Origin of the sequence: Tepidiforma flava (assembly GCF_027594505.1) — a bacterium.
GTDB lineage: Bacteria > Chloroflexota > Dehalococcoidia > Tepidiformales > Tepidiformaceae > Tepidiforma > Tepidiforma flava.
Genome location: NZ_CP115149.1, coordinates 168,437 through 183,435, shown reverse-complemented (window position 1 = coordinate 183,435; position 14,999 = coordinate 168,437). Strand labels below are relative to the sequence as shown.

At 70.6% G+C, this 14,999-nt stretch carries 16 protein-coding genes and 7 pseudogenes; 8 read left to right on the top strand and 15 right to left on the bottom strand.

From position 1 onward, the window contains the following. The 5 genes from O0235_RS01245 to O0235_RS01225 all read right to left on the bottom strand — a co-directional run bounded on the left by O0235_RS01245 (window position 1) and on the right by O0235_RS01225 (window position 3,191). Entirely contained in the window at window positions 1-591 is a 591-nt protein-coding gene (locus tag O0235_RS01245; RefSeq protein ID WP_270056781.1) for a thiamine pyrophosphate-dependent dehydrogenase E1 component subunit alpha, read from the bottom strand. Continuing rightward, window positions 564-716 (bottom strand): hypothetical protein, encoded by a 153-nt coding sequence (locus O0235_RS01240; RefSeq protein ID WP_270056780.1) that lies wholly within the window; start codon window positions 714-716, stop codon window positions 564-566. The genes O0235_RS01245 and O0235_RS01240 overlap by 28 nt, the downstream gene beginning before the upstream one ends. Beyond that, window positions 716-988: a thiamine pyrophosphate-dependent enzyme gene (locus O0235_RS01235; protein ID WP_270056779.1), complete on the bottom strand. Its 273-nt coding sequence runs from the start codon at window positions 986-988 to the stop codon at window positions 716-718. The genes O0235_RS01240 and O0235_RS01235 overlap by 1 nt, the downstream gene beginning before the upstream one ends. Further along, the gene (gene lpdA / locus O0235_RS01230) at window positions 985-2,406 is read right to left on the bottom strand and encodes a dihydrolipoyl dehydrogenase (RefSeq protein ID WP_270056778.1); all 1,422 of its coding nucleotides are present in this window, start codon (window positions 2,404-2,406) and stop codon (window positions 985-987) included. Before lpdA ends, O0235_RS01235 begins: the two co-directional genes overlap by 4 nt. A 110-nt stretch (window positions 2,407-2,516) precedes the next feature. Continuing rightward, window positions 2,517-3,191 (bottom strand): class I SAM-dependent methyltransferase, encoded by a 675-nt coding sequence (locus O0235_RS01225; protein WP_270056777.1) that lies wholly within the window; start codon window positions 3,189-3,191, stop codon window positions 2,517-2,519. On the opposite strand from O0235_RS01225, the pseudogene O0235_RS15275 reads away from it, so the two are divergent. The 7 genes and pseudogenes from O0235_RS15275 to O0235_RS01200 all read left to right on the top strand — a co-directional run. Further along, window positions 3,190-3,666 (top strand): annotated as a pseudogene (locus O0235_RS15275) (aminotransferase class III-fold pyridoxal phosphate-dependent enzyme); the annotation flags it as partial. The gene O0235_RS01225 and the pseudogene O0235_RS15275 overlap by 2 nt on opposite strands. Window positions 3,667-3,887: 221 nt before the next feature. Beyond that, window positions 3,888-4,598: an aminotransferase class III-fold pyridoxal phosphate-dependent enzyme gene (locus O0235_RS01220; RefSeq protein WP_373324345.1), complete on the top strand. Its 711-nt coding sequence runs from the start codon at window positions 3,888-3,890 to the stop codon at window positions 4,596-4,598. Window positions 4,599-4,634: 36 nt separating this feature from the next. Continuing rightward, window positions 4,635-5,012: a hypothetical protein gene (locus tag O0235_RS01215; protein WP_270056776.1), complete on the top strand. Its 378-nt coding sequence runs from the start codon at window positions 4,635-4,637 to the stop codon at window positions 5,010-5,012. A gap of 42 nt (window positions 5,013-5,054) precedes the next feature. Beyond that, a complete protein-coding gene (locus tag O0235_RS01210) occupies window positions 5,055-6,053 on the top strand; it encodes an aldo/keto reductase (protein WP_270056775.1) in 999 nt (332 codons plus the stop codon). Continuing rightward, entirely contained in the window at window positions 6,053-6,175 is a 123-nt protein-coding gene (locus O0235_RS01205; protein WP_270056774.1) for a hypothetical protein, read from the top strand. The genes O0235_RS01210 and O0235_RS01205 overlap by 1 nt, the downstream gene beginning before the upstream one ends. Next, a pseudogene (locus O0235_RS15270) lies at window positions 6,162-6,593 on the top strand (inositol monophosphatase family protein); the annotation flags it as partial. The gene O0235_RS01205 and the pseudogene O0235_RS15270, both read left to right, overlap by 14 nt. Before the next feature lie 8 nt (window positions 6,594-6,601). After that, window positions 6,602-6,829, top strand: a complete 228-nt coding sequence (locus O0235_RS01200) for an inositol monophosphatase family protein (RefSeq protein ID WP_270056773.1) — start codon at window positions 6,602-6,604, stop codon at window positions 6,827-6,829. 79 nt (window positions 6,830-6,908) lie between these two features. On the opposite strand, the gene O0235_RS01195 is transcribed toward O0235_RS01200, so the two are convergent. From O0235_RS01195 to nusA, 8 genes and pseudogenes are all read right to left on the bottom strand, one after another. Beyond that, a complete protein-coding gene (locus O0235_RS01195) occupies window positions 6,909-7,082 on the bottom strand; it encodes a DUF5679 domain-containing protein (RefSeq protein ID WP_506005448.1) in 174 nt (57 codons plus the stop codon). A gap of 145 nt (window positions 7,083-7,227) precedes the next feature. Further along, window positions 7,228-7,395, bottom strand: a complete 168-nt coding sequence (locus O0235_RS01190; RefSeq protein WP_270056772.1) for a hypothetical protein — start codon at window positions 7,393-7,395, stop codon at window positions 7,228-7,230. Between the two features lie 62 nt (window positions 7,396-7,457). Continuing rightward, window positions 7,458-7,604: pseudogene (locus O0235_RS15265) on the bottom strand (tRNA pseudouridine(55) synthase TruB); the annotation flags it as partial. A gap of 121 nt (window positions 7,605-7,725) precedes the next feature. Next, window positions 7,726-8,034 (bottom strand): annotated as a pseudogene (gene truB / locus O0235_RS15260) (tRNA pseudouridine(55) synthase TruB); the annotation flags it as partial. 58 nt (window positions 8,035-8,092) lie between these two features. Further along, window positions 8,093-8,377: pseudogene (gene rbfA / locus O0235_RS01185) on the bottom strand (30S ribosome-binding factor RbfA); the annotation flags it as partial. A gap of 101 nt (window positions 8,378-8,478) precedes the next feature. Further along, window positions 8,479-10,227 (bottom strand): annotated as a pseudogene (infB, locus tag O0235_RS01180) (translation initiation factor IF-2); the annotation flags it as partial. A gap of 26 nt (window positions 10,228-10,253) precedes the next feature. Next, complete coding sequence (rnpM, locus tag O0235_RS01175; protein WP_444546134.1) at window positions 10,254-10,565, bottom strand: RNase P modulator RnpM; 312 nt, start codon at window positions 10,563-10,565, stop codon at window positions 10,254-10,256. A 30-nt stretch (window positions 10,566-10,595) separates the two neighbouring features. Next, complete coding sequence (gene nusA, locus O0235_RS01170; RefSeq protein ID WP_270056770.1) at window positions 10,596-12,125, bottom strand: transcription termination factor NusA; 1,530 nt, start codon at window positions 12,123-12,125, stop codon at window positions 10,596-10,598. Window positions 12,126-12,240: 115 nt separating this feature from the next. Here nusA and O0235_RS01165 point away from each other — a divergent pair, with 115 nt between their 5' ends. Beyond that, entirely contained in the window at window positions 12,241-13,410 is a 1,170-nt protein-coding gene (locus tag O0235_RS01165; RefSeq protein WP_270056769.1) for a cysteine desulfurase family protein, read from the top strand. Window positions 13,411-13,449: 39 nt separating this feature from the next. Here O0235_RS01165 and acpP read toward each other — a convergent pair whose 3' ends face one another. Next, window positions 13,450-13,701 (bottom strand): acyl carrier protein, encoded by a 252-nt coding sequence (gene acpP / locus O0235_RS01160; RefSeq protein ID WP_270056768.1) that lies wholly within the window; start codon window positions 13,699-13,701, stop codon window positions 13,450-13,452. Between the two features lie 54 nt (window positions 13,702-13,755). Continuing rightward, window positions 13,756-14,997, bottom strand: a pseudogene (fabF, locus tag O0235_RS15255) (beta-ketoacyl-ACP synthase II). Between the last annotated feature and the right edge of the window lie 2 nt (window positions 14,998-14,999).

Genomic DNA, 14,999 nt, shown 5'->3' with positions numbered 1-14,999 from the left:
CTACTCCTTGTAGAGGTGGTCGAAGAGCGTATCCAGCGCCGGCTGCGGGCTCCGTTCCGAAAACTCCACCGCCTCATCGACGACGGCCGTCGCCCGCGCGTCGATCTCCGCGAAGCCCTGTTCGTCGAGCATCCCGGCTTCCATCATCTGTCGCTTCAGGCGCTCGATGCAGTCCCGCTGCTTCGCTTCCTCGATCTCCTCTTTCAGGCGGTACAGCTCGGGGTCGGCCATCGAATGCCCGCGGTAGCGGTACGTCATCGCTTCGATGAAGTAGGGCCCCTTGCCCGCCCGCGCATGCGCGACCGCCTCCCGGGTGGCCGCATACACCGCCAGCACGTCCATCCCGTCGACCGAGACCGCCGGCATGTTGTACGCCGCCGCCAGCTTCGGGATCTCCGTCGAGAGCGACGCCTTGAACGGCACGCCCATCCCGTACAGGTTGTTCTCGCAGAAGAAAATCGTCGGCGTGTTCCAGAGCACTGCCATGTTCAGCGCCTCGTGGAATTCGCCCTCGCCCACGCTCCCGTCGCCGAAGATGCAGAGCGTGACGAAGTCTTCGCGCTTCATCTGCGCCGCGACGCCGAGCCCCACCGCCAGGGCAGGTGGGCCGCCACGATGGCATACCCGCCGAGGAACCCTTTCTCCACGTCGTACAGGTGCATCGAGCCGCCGCGTCCCCCGGCGACGCCCGTCGCCTTGCCGTACAGCTCGGCCATCACCCGGTTCGGGTCCACCCCCGCGCCAGCGCGTGGCCGTGGTCGCGGTAGTGCGTCAGGATCTTGTCCCGCTCTTCGAGGCAGTTGATGGAGCCGACCGCGCACGCCTCCTGCCCGGTGTACAGGTGCAGGAACCCGCGGATCTTCCCCTTCGTGTACAGTTCGCCGCACTTCTCTTCGAAGTGCCGGATGAGCACCATCTGGTAGAGGAACATGCCCAGCTGTTCCGCTCCCAGCTCGCGCATCAGGGCGCTCTGCACGTCGGTCGTCATGCTGTCACGGCTCCTTCCCGCGGCGCAGCCCGCCGCTTTGCGATGTGGATCGCCTCGCCATCGGCCGCCAGCGCGGCCTCCTTCAGCGCCTCCGGCAGCGTCGGATGCGCGTGCACCGCAAATCCCAGCTCGGCAGTCGTCGCTTCCAGCATCGCCACCATCGTCGCCTCGCCGAGCAGGTCGTTGATGTCGTGCCCGACCATGTGGATGCCGAGCACCTGTCCGGTCGCCGCATCCACCACCACCTTCACGAACCCTTCCGTGTGCCCCGCAGCCACCGCCTTCCCGAGCGCCGTGAGCGGGAACCTGCCGGTCTTCACCTCGAACCCTGCCTGCCGCGCCCCCGCCTCCGTGTACCCGATCGAGCCCGCTTGCGGCTGGCAGAACGTCGCCCGCGGCATCTGCACATAATCCGGCTCCGGCCGCTGCAGCCCTGCGATCGCCTCCGCTGCCAGCACGCCCTGCTGCGATGCCACGTGGGCCAGCATCAGCTTCCCTGTGACGTCGCCGACCGCATACACGCCGGGCACGTTTGTCGCCATCCGCCCGTCGATCTCGATGAACCCGCGGGTCGTGCGCACCCCCGCCGCCTCGAGCCCCAGCCCCTCCGTCCGCGGCGTGAACCCGACCGCGACCAGCACGGTCTCCGCTTCGATCGCCGATGCGCTCCCTTCCGCCTGCGTTCGCACCAGCGCACCCGCTGAAGTCCGCTCGATGCCGGCGACCCGCGTCCCGACCAGGCACCGGATGCCGCGCGCCTCGAAGCTCCGCTTCAGCAGCCGGCCGATCTCCGGGTCCTCGAGCGGCAGCAGCGTCTCCATCAGCTCGATGAGCGTCACCTCGCTGCCGTAGCTCGCCCAGAGATGGGCGAACTCCACCCCGACCGGCCCGGCGCCGATGATGACCGCCCGCCGCGGCGCATCCCGCCGCGCCAGCGCCTCCCGGCTCGTGATGACCGTTTCGCCGTCCGGCTCCAGTCCCGGCAGCACCCGCGGCCCGGCGCCCGTTGCGATGATGATGTTCGCCGCCCGGTGTTCCGCGCCGCCCGCTGCGACCGTCCGCGTCCCGGTCAGTCGCGCCTCCGCGGCGATGAGCTCAACGCCGTTGTCACGCAGCAGCCCTTCGACGCCGCCGACGATCTGGTCGACGACCCGCCGGCTCCGGTCCACCGCCGCGCCGTAGTCGAACCTGACCGCTTCCGCCCCGGTCAGCCCCCACTGCGCGCCCTCGCGCACGGCGTTCACCACGTCCGCATTCTTCAAGAGCGCCTTGCTCGGGATGCAGCCCCAGTTGAGGCAGAGCCCGCCGACCCGCTCCTTCTCGAAGACCGCCGTCTTCAGGCCCAGCTGCGCCGCGCGGATCGCCGCCACGTACCCGCCCGGCCCGCCTCCGATGACTGCGACGTCCCACTGAGCCATAGCGTCCTCCTAGACTACCATAGCGAGTATCGAACGGTCCCGGGCGAGGCCGCAGTGAGCCGCCCCTCCACTCTGCCCGAATTCGCAACCGCCTGTCTATCCGGAAACGTTTACGATTCCTGCCCCGCCCGCCCGCGGAACACATCCACCTGCCCCGGCCGCCGCAGCACGTACAGCGCGTGCGTCCGCAGCACCGGCACCGCCGCGAGCGGCCCGTACAGCCACGGCGCGAACCGCCCGATGCGCCGCGCGATCGGCGGCGCCAGCGTCAGCGTCTTCGTCCGCATCGGGCACCGCGGGAACCACCGCCGCACGTCATCTTCGAGCACGGGGTGCACGTTCGGGTTCGCCGGGTTCCGCCGCCGCATGTCGTACACGAGGATCAGCCCGCCCGGCCGCGTGATCCGCACCAGCTCCGCCGCGATCCGCTGCGCCACGTCCTCGTCCGGCACCGAGCTGAACAGCGTGAACGCCAGCGCGAGGTCGAACGCCCGGTCCGGCTCCGGGATCCGCTCGGCGCTCCCCTCGTGCACGCGGATATCGCTCGCGTGCGCCCGGCAGTAGGCCACCGCCGCCGGGTCGAGGTCCTGGCCCGCCACGTTCGCCGGCTTCGCGCCCCACTGCACGAGCATCCGCAGGTTGTACCCCGTCGAACACCCGGCTTCGAACGCCCGCAGCTCGGCGAGCGATTGCCAGCCCACCCGCCGGAACAGGCCCGCAAGGTACCGCTCCCGCTCCTGCACCATGAGCAAATTGCCGGGCTGAAGAATCGACTGGTCCGCCATGCCGCATGGCCAATCTACGCCCCCGGCAGCATCGAGAAAAGGCGGTATCATCGCCCTCGTCATGGCCATCGAACAGGAGTACGTCGACCGCCACCCGGGCTCCCGCGCCCTCTACGAACGCGCTGCCCGGGTCCTCCCCAGCGGCGTCACCCACGACAGCCGCTATCTCCGCCCCTTCCCCATCTACGCCGACCGCGCGGACGGCGCCGCGAAATGGGACGTCGATGGCCACCGCTATATCGACTACGTCGTCGGGCACGGCGCCCTCCTCCTCGGCCACAACCACCCGGCCGTCACCGCAGCCGCGCAGGCCCAGCTCGCGCGCGGCACCCACTACGGCGCCAGCCACGAGCTCGAAATCGCCTGGGCCGAAGAGGTCGTCCGCCTGGTGCCCGCCGCCGAGGTCGTCCGCTTCACCTCCTCCGGCACCGAAGCCACGCTGATGGCCCTCCGCCTCGCCCGCGCCGCCACCGGCAAGCCGGCAGTCATCAAGTTCGAACGCCACTTCCATGGCTGGCACGACTACGTCGTCCCGGCCTCCAGCTACGCGGGCCGCGTTCCCCCGGCATCCCTGCCGCCACGCTCGATTCCGTCCTCGTCCTCCCGCCCTCGCTCGATGCCGTCGACCGCGCGTTCGCCGAGCGCGGCGACATCGGTGCCGTCATCGTCGAAGCGGCCGGCGCGTCGAGCGGCCAGGTGCCGCTGCCCCGCGGCTTCCTCCAGGGCCTCGCCGAGCGCTGCGCCCGCGCCGGCGCCGTCTTCATCATGGACGAAGTCGTCACTGGCTTCCGCTGGGCGCCGGGCGGCGTCCAGGAGGTCGAAGGCGTCCGGCCCGACCTCGTCACCCTCGCCAAGATCCTCGCGGGCGGCTTCCCCGGCGGCGCCGTCGCCGGCCGCCGCGACCTCCTCGAATACCTCCAGTTCCCCGGGGCCGGGCCGCGGACGGAGAAGGTCGGCCACCCGGGCACCTTCAACGCCAACCCGCTCTCCGCCGCCGCCGGCGCGGCCTGCCTGCGCGAAATCGCCGACGGCACCCACCAGCAGCGCGCGGCCGGCCTCGCCGCCAGCCTCCGCAGCGGCATGAACGCCGTCCTCTGCGAACTCGGCATCCCGGGCATCGTCTACGGCCAGTCCTCTGCCTTCCGCGTCCACCTCGCGGGGTCCGCGGTGCCCGAAGCCGGCGACGCCGACGGCCGCGACCTCCCGCCGGGCCTCCTCGAAACGCCGATGCCGCCCGAGCGCGCCCGGCTCCTCCAGCTCGCCCTCCTCAACCGCGGCGTCCAGCTCTTCGGCACGGGCGGGATGCTCAGCTCCGCCCACACCGAGGCCGATATCGAGGCCACCCTCGAAGCCTGGCGCGGCGCCCTCCTCCAGCTCCGCGATGAGGGCCATCTCGAGCCCGCCTGACGGCATAGCGCATCCGAAATCCGCTACACTACGGGCATGCTGCAGTCGGTGCTCTTCTTCCTGATCCTCGGGCTGCCCTTCTTCGTCTACCTCCTCAACGCCTACCTGGCGCAGCGCGAGGCGCGGAAGGGCATGGGTGGCGGCATCGCCGGCGGCATCCCCAAACCGAAACAGGCGAAGCCGCCCCGCGCGTCCCGCCGCGCCCGCGTCCGGCGCGCCCGGGTCGCCAACTGCGGCCGCACCTTCAGCCACTTCGCCCTCGCCCTCGTCGGCTCCTCCGCGTCCTGCCGCTACTGCACCTACATCGAGCCGGTCAGCCCGTCCGACCCGCCGGCCGGGGGCGGCGACCCGCTCGACGACACCGAAGCCGCGATCCGCGCCGCCGAGGAGATCATCGACCAGTCCCGCCACTGACCCGGGCGCGACACCGGCGTCCGCCTCCGGCACAATCGCCGCATGCAGTACACCCGCCTCGGCCGCACCGGCCTGCCCGTCTCCCGCCTCTGCCTCGGCACCATGACCTTCGGCTTCCAGTGCGACGAGCCTACCTCGTTCGCCATCATGGACCGCGCCTTCGAAGGCGGCATCACCTTCTTCGACACCGCCGATGTCTACCCCCTCGGCGCGCCGCCCGGCTCGCAGGGCCGCACCGAAGAAATCATCGGGCGCTGGCTCGCCCGCACCGGCAACCGCAGCCGCATCATCCTCGCGACGAAGTGCTTCGCCCCTGTCGGCCCCTCGCCGTGGGACCGCGGCAACTCCCGCAAGCACATCCTCGATGCCGTCGACGCGTCGCTCCGCCGCCTCGGCACCGACTACATCGACCTCTACCAGCTCCACGGTCCCGACCCCGAGACACCGATCGACGAGACGCTCAAGGCCCTCGACGACCTCGTCCGCTGGGGCAAAGTCCGGTACATCGGCTGCTCGAACTTTCTCGCCTACCAGGTCGCCCGCGCCATCGGCCGCAGCGAAGTCCTCGGTGTCGCGCGCTTCGATTCCGTCCAGCCGCGCTACAACCTCCTCTTCCGCGAAATCGAGCGCGAGCTCCTTCCCCTCTGCCGCGAAGAAGGCATCGGCGTCATCCCCTACAACCCGCTCGCCGGCGGCCTCCTCACCGGCAAGCACAACCCTTCGGCCGGGCCCGAAGAAGGCTCCCGCTTTACGCTCGGCACCGCTGCCCGCATCTACCAGGACCGCTACTGGCACGAGCGCATGTTCCAGACGGTCGAAGCGCTCCGCCCCATCGCTGCCGGGGCCGGCATGTCGCTCGCCCAGATGGCCGTCGCCTGGGTGCTCGCCAACCCGGCCGTCACCTCCCCGATCATCGGCGCCAGCCGCCCCGAGCAGCTCGCCGATTCCCTCGCGGCCGCCGAAACGCCGCTCCCCGCCGACCTGAAGCAGCAGCTCGATGACCTCACCGCCGACTACCGCCGCGGGGACGCCGTCCGCTGATGGCCGAGCTCGACGACCTCCTCGCCATCGCCCTCCGCGCCGCCGACATCGCCCGCGGCGTCATCATGCCCATCTACGCCGGGCCCTTCGACGTCGAGCGGAAAGCCGATCGCACCCCGTGACCGAAGCCGACCGCCGCGCCGAAGTCGCCATGCGCGAATTCTTCGCCCGCGAAACCCCCGGCTTCGGCGTCCTCGGCGAAGAGTACGGCGAATCCCCGGCGACGGCCGGCACCGCTGGATCGTCGACCCCATCGACGGCACCAAGTCGTTCATCCACCGCGTCCCGCTCTTCGGCACCCTCGTCGCGCTCGAGCAGGACGGCGAGCCGGTCCTCGGCGTCATCGCCTGTCCCGCCGTCGGCGAAACCGTCGCCGCCGCCCTCGGCCGGGGTGCGCGCCTCAACGGCGAACCCTGCCGCGTCTCGGCCGTCGACCGCCTCGACGACGCCACGCTCACCATGACGTCGTTCGCCCGCACCGCGGCCCGCCGGCCCCGCGGCTACGCGGCGCTCGTCGAGCGCTGCGGCCTCGCCCGCGCCTGGGGCGATTGCTACGGGTACCTCCTCGTCGCCACCGGCCGCGCCGAGATCATGCTCGACCCCGATATGAGCACCGGGACGCCGCCGCCCTCCAGCCCATCGTCCGCGAAGCCGGCGGCGGCTTCAGCCAGTGGGACGGCAACCCCCGCCTCGGCGATTCCGCTGTCGCCACGAACGGCCGCCTCCACGCCGAAGTCCTCCGCCTCCTCGCCGCCGACCTCGAGCCCCAGCCCTGACCCGATCCCAAAGCGAACGCCCGCCGGGAGCCCGGCGGGCGTTCGCTGCGCGTTCGGTTCTGGTGCGGAAAGCCCGGCCTCAGGCCTTCCCGATCTTGAACATCTTCGTCCCGCACACCGGGCAGGTTCCCTCGGTGGCGGGCTTCCCGTTCTTCATCGTGATCGCCTTCGGATCCTTCATCTCGCGCCGTTCCCGGCACTTCAGGCAGTAGGCTTCCAAGTGGACCCTCCTTCTCCCGTCGTTCGACGGCACCGGCCAAATTGTGAGAGTGCCTACGCAGCTGCGCAGACCAACCGGCCACCGAGCATGATCACCCTCGGCCCTGCACCTGTCAACAAGAACATGAACCTGAAAACGACATAACGTACGATTTCGCGGGATTACCCGCGAAGAACCTTCACCGGTCGCACCACCCCGGCGCCATCCACGCTCCCCACGCCGAGGAAGCCGCCCCCGCGTCGTACACCCGCGCCAGCGCTGCCGGCGCCCGGAAGCCCCCGCCCCGGTGCGGATTCCCGCGCGTGAACGCCCCTGCCCCCGCCTCCCCAGGATCGCCGCGCTCCACCAGAGCATCCCTTCATCGGCCGGCAGCACCGCCTCCCCGGCCCGTCCCGCCGCCGCGAGCTGCTCCAGCGCCTCCATCGTGAGCGCCTCCTCCACCCGGAACGGTCCCGAGCGCGTCCGCCGCAGCACCGCGAGGTGTGCCCCGCACCCGATCGCCCGGCCGATGTCCCGCGCCAGCGCCCTGACGTACGTGCCCGGCCCGCACCGCACCCGCAGCGTGAGCCGGTCCGGCCCCGCCGGTGCCAGTGCGAGGGCGAAAATTTCGACCTCGCGCGGCGCCAGCTCCACCGCCTCCCCTTCCGGGCGAGCGCATACGCCCGCTGCCCCCGACCTTCACCGCGCTGTGCGCCGGGGGCACCTGCGCGAGCCGCCCCGTGAACCCGGCTGCGAGCCGCTCGAGGTCGGCTGGCCCGAGGTCCGGGACCGGGGCCCGGAAGACCGCCTCGCCGTCCCCATCCCCCGTGTCGGTCTCGACCCCGAGCGCCATCTCGCCCGCGTACTCCTTCTCGTGCGCGGTCAGGTACTCCGCGAGCCGCGTCGCCTGGCCCAGGCACAGCACCAGCAGTCCCGTCGCGAACGGGTCCAGCGTCCCCGTATGCCCGATGCGCGGCTGCCCGAAGAGCCGGCGCGCCTTCGCCACCACATCGTGGCTCGTCCACCCCGCCGGCTTGTCGACCAGCACGAGGCCGTCGAGCCCGCTACTCGCCCGCTTCCTCGCCACGCCGCTCCGCCCGCACCTGCTCGATCAGCTCCGCCAGCCGCGCGCCCCGCTCGATCGAGGGGTCGAACCGGAACACCAGCTCCGGAACGTTCCGCAGCGAGAGCCGGTGCACGAGCTCCCGGTGCAGGAACGGCGCCGAATGCTGCAGCCCCTCCATCGCCTCCGCGCGCTCCGCCTCCGTGCCCAGGTGGGAGACGTACACCACCGCCCGCCGCAGGTCCGGCGAGACCTGCACCTCCGTGATCGTGACCATCCCGCGGCCGACCCGGGGTCTTTCACCCCCGCAGCAGCAGCTCCGAAATCTCGGCGCGCAGCAGTTCGCCCACGCGCGTCGTGCGCATCGTCATCGCGCCCTCCGCGGCGTCAGCTCACCCGCTCTTCGTGGTAGAACTCGATGATGTCGCCGACCTGGAACTTGTCGAACCCGGAGATGACGATGCCGCATTCGTAGCCGGTCTGCACTTCGCGGACGTCGTCCTGGAAGCGCTTCAGCCCCTCGCAGCGGCCCTTCGCCACCTCCTCCTTGCCCCGGAGCACGCGCGCCAGCGACCCGCGCCGCACCACGCCGTCGGTGACGTAGCTGCCCGCGATCTGCCCGACGCGGCTCGATTTGAAGACCGCGCGGACTTCCGCGTGGCCGTCGACCACCGTCTGGTACACCGGCTCGAGCATGCCCTGGAGCGCCTTCTCCACGTCCTCGAGCACCTGGTAGATGATGTTGTAGCTCCGGATTTCGATGCCCGCGGCCTCCGCGCGCTTCTTCGCGCTCGGTTCGATGCGCGTGTTGAACGCGATGATGATGCCGTTCGACGCCTCCGCCAGCATCACGTCGCTGTCCGTCACCGGGCCCGTCGCTGCGTGGATGATCTTCAGCTTCACTTCCTGCGTGCTCAGCCGCTCCAGCGCGCCTTTGATCGCCTCCGCGCTCCCGCGCACGTCCGTCTTCAGGATGATGATGAGCTCCTTCAGCTTCCCGGCGCTGATCTCGTTGAAGAGCGTGTCGAGGTTCACCCGCGCATGCTGCGTCTGCTCCTGCGCCTCGCGCCGGCGCCGCCGCTCTTCCACGATCTGCCGCGCCAGCTTCTCATCGGCCACCGCGCGCAGCCGCTCACCGGCCTCCGGCACGTCCTCGAGCCCGAGGATGACCACCGGCGTCGAAGGCCCGGCCTCCTTGATTCGCCGGCCGCGGTCGTCCAGCATCGCCCGGACCTTGCCGCTCGTCTCGCCCACCACGACCGCGTCGCCCTGCCGCAGCGTCCCGCGCTGCACGAGCACCGTGGCCACCGGCCCGCGGCTCGGGTCCAGCTCCGCCTCGATGACGACCGCCGAGGCGGGCCGGTTCGGGTTCGCCTTCAGTTCGCTGATCTCCGCGACGAGGTTGATCGCCTCCAGCAGGTCGCCGATGCCCTGCCCCGTCGCCGCCGAAACCGGCACGCAGACCGTATCGCCGCCGTACTCCTCGACGACGATGTTGTGCTCCGTCAGCTGCTGCTTCACCCGGTCCGGGTTCGCCGCCGGGAGGTCGATCTTGTTGATCGCGACGATGATCGGCACCTCGGCCGCCTTCGCGTGGTTGATCGCCTCCACCGTCTGCGGCATCACGCCGTCATCCGCCGCCACCACCAGCACTGCGATATCCGTCACCTGGGCGCCGCGCGCCCGCATCGCCGTGAACGCCGCGTGGCCCGGTGTATCGATGAACGTGATCAGGTGACCGTCCCGCTCGACCTGGTACGCGCCGATGTGCTGCGTGATGCCCCCGGCCTCGCCTGCCGCCACCCGCGTCTTGCGGATGGCATCGAGCAGGCTCGTCTTCCCGTGGTCGACGTGCCCGAGGATGGTCACGACCGGCGGCCGCGGCTTGAGCGATGCCGGGTCGTCCGGCTCCTCCTCCGGCTCCACGAGCGGCGCGCCCGGCTCAGGCGCGGCCGCCGCTTCCGGCTCCGGCTCGAACCCCAGCTCCACCGCGACGATCGCCGCCGTGTCGTAGTCGATCGTCTGGTTCTGGTTCGCCATCACCCCGTTCGTCATCAGCCGCTTGATGACTTCCACCGGCGATACGCGCAGCAGCTCCGCCAGCTCCCGCACCGTCAGGGCGGCCGGGATGGTCACGCGCGATTGGGTCGAACTCTTTGCCGTCATACGCTATCGCCTTCCTTCGCCGGCAACGCCAACCCGAAGGCCCGCAGGGCTTCGATATCGTCCACGGCCGGGGTAATTTTCAGTGCATTCTTTATCGTACCCCCTCGGAGCGCTTTCTCCCAGCACTCGCGATAGGGATGGAGGTAGGCCCCGCGGCCGTTCGCCTTCCCCGTCGGGTCGACCCGCACCCGCCCCTCCGGCGTGCGAACGAGCCGCACCAGCTCCCGCTTCCCCTGCTCAGTGCGGCAGGCGATGCACGTCCGCTGCGGCTGCCTCCGTGGCCGAACCCCCGTCGTGATGGCGAACACCTCCCCGCGCTCGCGACCCGCAGCCCGGCATCAGTGAATCCGGCCCGCGTAGTCGATGTCTTCCATGTCGTCGCCCTCGTCGTAGTACCGGGGCGCGCGCTTGCCCTTCTTCCCCGCCGCCTTCTTCGGCAGCGGCTCGTCTTCCTCCTCCCGCCGCGGCAGGACATCCTCCGCGAACCGGATCGACGACGGCCGCTCCTCCTCGATGATCGCAGCGGGAATCTCGTACTCTTCGTCCTCGTCCTCGCCGTAATCCTCCGATTCCCGCTCTTCCCCGCGGGGCACCGGGATCGACTCGACGATCGAGGCGAACGAGATCTCTTCCTCTTCCTCCACCGGCTCCGGCTCGGGCTGGACCCGCGGCTGCTCGGTGACGGCCGACGCCACAGGCTGGGCCGCCGCAGCCTCCTCGGCCGCTGCCGCCACCTGCTCCGCCGCGTGCAGGATGTCGATGTCCGGCGCTTCGCCCGGCGCGTACGGCTCGAACGCCATCGGCGTCTCCGGTTCGCCAGCTTCCAGGCGCTCCTTCGCCGATTCGCTCAGCACGGTGATCCGCCAGCCGGTCAGCTTCGCCGCCAGGCGCGCGTTCTGGCCGTCCTTGCCGATCGCCAGCGACATCATCTTGTCCGGCACTACCACCCGCGCGAGGCGCTCCTCCGGGTCGATCTCGACTTCTGTCACCTGCGCCGGGCTCAGCGCGTTCGAGACGAACTTCGCCGGGTCCGGGTCCCATTTGATGACATCGATCCGCTCGCCGTTCAGCTCATTGACGATGTTCTGGATGCGCGTGCCGCGCACGCCCACGCACGCACCGATCGGGTCGATCGCCGGGTTCCGGGCCCATACCGCAATCTTGCTCCGGTGCCCGCCCTCGCGCGCGATGCTCTTGATCTCCACCGTGCCGCTCTTGATTTCCGGCACTTCCATCTCGAACAGCCGCCGCAGCAGGTTCCGGTGCGCCCGGCTCACCACGATCTGCGGCCCCTTCGAGGCCCTGTTCACTTCGACGACCAGCACCCGCACCCGCTGCCCCGGCCGCAGGTGCTCGTTCCGCACCTGCTCGCTCGCCGGCAGCACCGCCTCGGTCCCGCGCCCGAGGTCCATGATGATCTGGCGGGCCTCCGCCTTCTGCACCGTCCCGACGATCAGCTCGCCGACCTTCGAAATGTACTCCTCGTAGATCGCGTCCCGCTCCGCCTCGCGCAGCCGCTGCAGCACCACCTGCTTCGCCGTTTGCGCCGCGATGCGGCCCGCGTTCTTCGGGATCTCCTCTTCGAAGTCCAGCACGTCGCCCGGCCGCGCGTCCTTCTTCCAGCGGCGCGCCTCCTCCACGCTCATCTCGACGCGCGGGTCTTCCACCTGCTCTACGACGATCATCTGGCGGTACGCCCGGATCTCGCCGTTCCGCGCATCGATCTTCACGTACATGTTCGGCGCGTCGTCCTCTTCCCGCCGGAAGGCCGACGTCAGGGCAGCCTCCACCGCCTCGTACACCGTCTCCGGCGGGAGGTTCTTCTCCGCCGCCAGCTGGTTCAGCGCCAACAACAGTTCGTTTTTCATGCTCTCAACAAAAAGTGGGCGCGGGGCCCACTCCCGGATGGAATTGCCGCCTCTCAGCATACCACGTCCGCCGACCCCGTGAACGTCCGCCCCCGCCATCCGCTACCCTGTTTCCATGCCGCGCATCTACCTCGACCACGCTGCGACGACCCCGCCAGACCCGCGCGTCGTCGAAGCGATGCTCCCCTTCCTCACCACGCACTGGGGCAACCCCTCCAGCATCTACCTCGAAGGCCAGCAGGCCCGGCAGGCGCTCGACGCCGCGCGGAAGACCGTCGCCGACCTCCTCGGCGCTTCGCCCCGCGAGATCGTCTTCACCTCCGGCGGCACCGAATCCGATAACGCCGCCATCCGCGGCGCTGCCTTCGCCCAGCGCGCCCGCGGCCGCGGCAACCACATCGTGACCACCGCCATCGAGCACCACGCCGTCCTCCACACGGTCGAACAGCTCGAGCGCGAAGGCTTCCGCGCCACCTACCTGCCCGTCGACCGCGACGGCGTCGTCTCGCTCGAAGCCCTTGCCGAAGCCGTCGGCCCCGAAACGGTCGTCGTCTCGATCATGACCGCCAACAACGAGGTCGGCACCATCCAGCCCGTCGCCGAGGCCGCCCGCATCGCCCGCGAGCGCAATCCCCGCGTCGTCGTCCACACCGACGCCGTGCAGGCCGCCGGCTCCCTCGACATCACCCCTTCCCGGCTCGGCGTCGACCTCCTCAGCCTCGCCGGCCACAAAATCTACGGCCCGAAAGGCGTCGGCCTCCTCTACATCAAGAACCGCACCCCGTGGCAGCCCCTCATCCTCGGCGGCAGCCAGGAGAAGGAGCGACGCGCCGGCACCGAAAACGTGCCGGGCATCGTCGGCCTCGCCGCCGCCATGCAGCTCGCCTGGCAGGAGCGCGAGGAATTCAACGCCCGCGTCGGCCGCCTCCGCAACCGGCTCCTCTACGAACTCCCCGAGCGCATCCCGGATACCGTCATCACCGGGCCAGCCGACCCGGAGCGGCGCCTGCCGAACCATTTCTCCTGCTGCTTCCGGAACGTCGAGGGCGAGAGCGTCCTCCTCGCCCTCGACCTGGCCGATATCGCCGCCAGCAGCGGTTCCGCCTGCACCACGGGCTCGCTCGAGCCCTCGCACGTGCTGACCGCCATGGGCATCGACCGCGACCTCGCCCACGCCTCGCTCCGCCTCACCCTCGGCCGCCACACCACCGACGCCGAAATCGAGCGCGTCCTCGACGTCCTCCCCGGCATCGTCCAGAAGCTCCGCGCCCTTGCTGGCGGCTGACCGCTCCGCCGCCCCGTGGAGCCCCCGGCCCGCCGCGGACTAGTGGATGCCCTGGTGCGCCAGGAAGTCGATGATGTCCTGCACCGTCTTGATGTTCTCGGCGTCCTCGTCGCGGATTTCGAACTCCGCCTGGTCCGCGAACTCCTCCTCGATCGCAATCGTCAGGTCGACGATATCGAGCGAGTCGGCCCGCAGGTCGTCGACGAGGCTCGCCTCCGGCGTGACTTCGTCCGGGCTCACCTTCAGCTGCCGCACCACCACATCGCGGACTCGTTCGAACACTGTTGCCATTGGCGATTGCTCCCCTCTTCGTGCTGTGCGCTGCCGGGTGTCCGCTAGGCTACGTCAGCCCTCGTACTTGCGGAAGATCACCGAGCCGTTCTGGCCCCCGAAGCCGAACCCGTTCGCCGCCGCGGCGCGGATGCGCATCGCCCGCGCCTTCAGCGGCACGTAGTCGAGGTCGCACTCCGGGTCCGGGTTCTCGAGGTTGATCGTCGGCGGCGCCACGTCATGGTACACCGCCAGCGCTGCCGCCAGCGCGCCGACCGCGCCGGCCGCCCCGAGCAGGTGCCCCACCATCGACTTCGGCGAGCTCACCGCGAGCCGCCGCGCGTGCTCCCCGTAGGCCAGCTTGATCGCCTTCGTCTCGGCGACGTCGTTCAGCGGCGTCCCCGTCCCGTGCGCCGCGATGTAGTCCACGTCTTCCGGCGCCATGCCCGCGTCCCGCAGTGCCTCGGTCATCGCATCGCACGCCCCCGAGCCATCCTCCAGCGGCGCCGTGATGTGGTACGCGTCGCAGCTCAGCCCGCCGCCCGCCAGCTCGGCGTAGACGCGCGCCCCCGCGCTTTCGCCCGCTCCTCCGACTCGATGACCATCACGACGGCGCCCTCCCCGAACACGAACCCGTCCCGGTCGCGGTCGAACGGCCTGCTCGCCTTCTCCGGCTCGTCGTTCCGGCGGCTCAGCGCCTTCATATTGGCGAGCGCCGCGATCGGCAGCGGGTGCAGCGCCGCCTCCGTCCCGCCCGCCAGCACCACATCGCACCGCCCGGAGGCGATCAGCTGCTTCGCTTCGAGGTAGCTGTACAGCCCGCTCGCGCAGGCTGCCACGCTCGCCATCGCCGGGCCCCGCAGCCCGAGGTGCATCGACACCGGCAGGCGCCCATGTTCGGCGCCATCGTCGGCACGTAGAACGGGCTCACCCGGCCGGGTCCCCGCTCCTTCAGCACCAGCACCTCTTCCATCGTGTCGATGGCGCCCCCGCGCCCGTCGCAATCGCCGAACCCGCCCGGCGCCGCTCCTCGTCGGTCAGCACCAGGCCCGCATCCTCGGCAGCCAGCTTCGCCGCGGCCACCGCGAACTGCGCGAACCGCGACATCCGCCGCGCCTCTTTCGTGTCCATGTACTTCCCGGGCTCGAAACCCTTCACCTCGGTCGCGATCTTCACCGGCATATCCGCCGTATCGAACCGCGTGATCGGCCCGGCGCCGGAAACGCCCGCGACGAGGTTCTCCCAGAACTCGTGCGCGGTCAGTCCAATCGGCGTGATGGCCCCCACGCCGGTCACCAGTGCTCGCCTCACAGGCATCT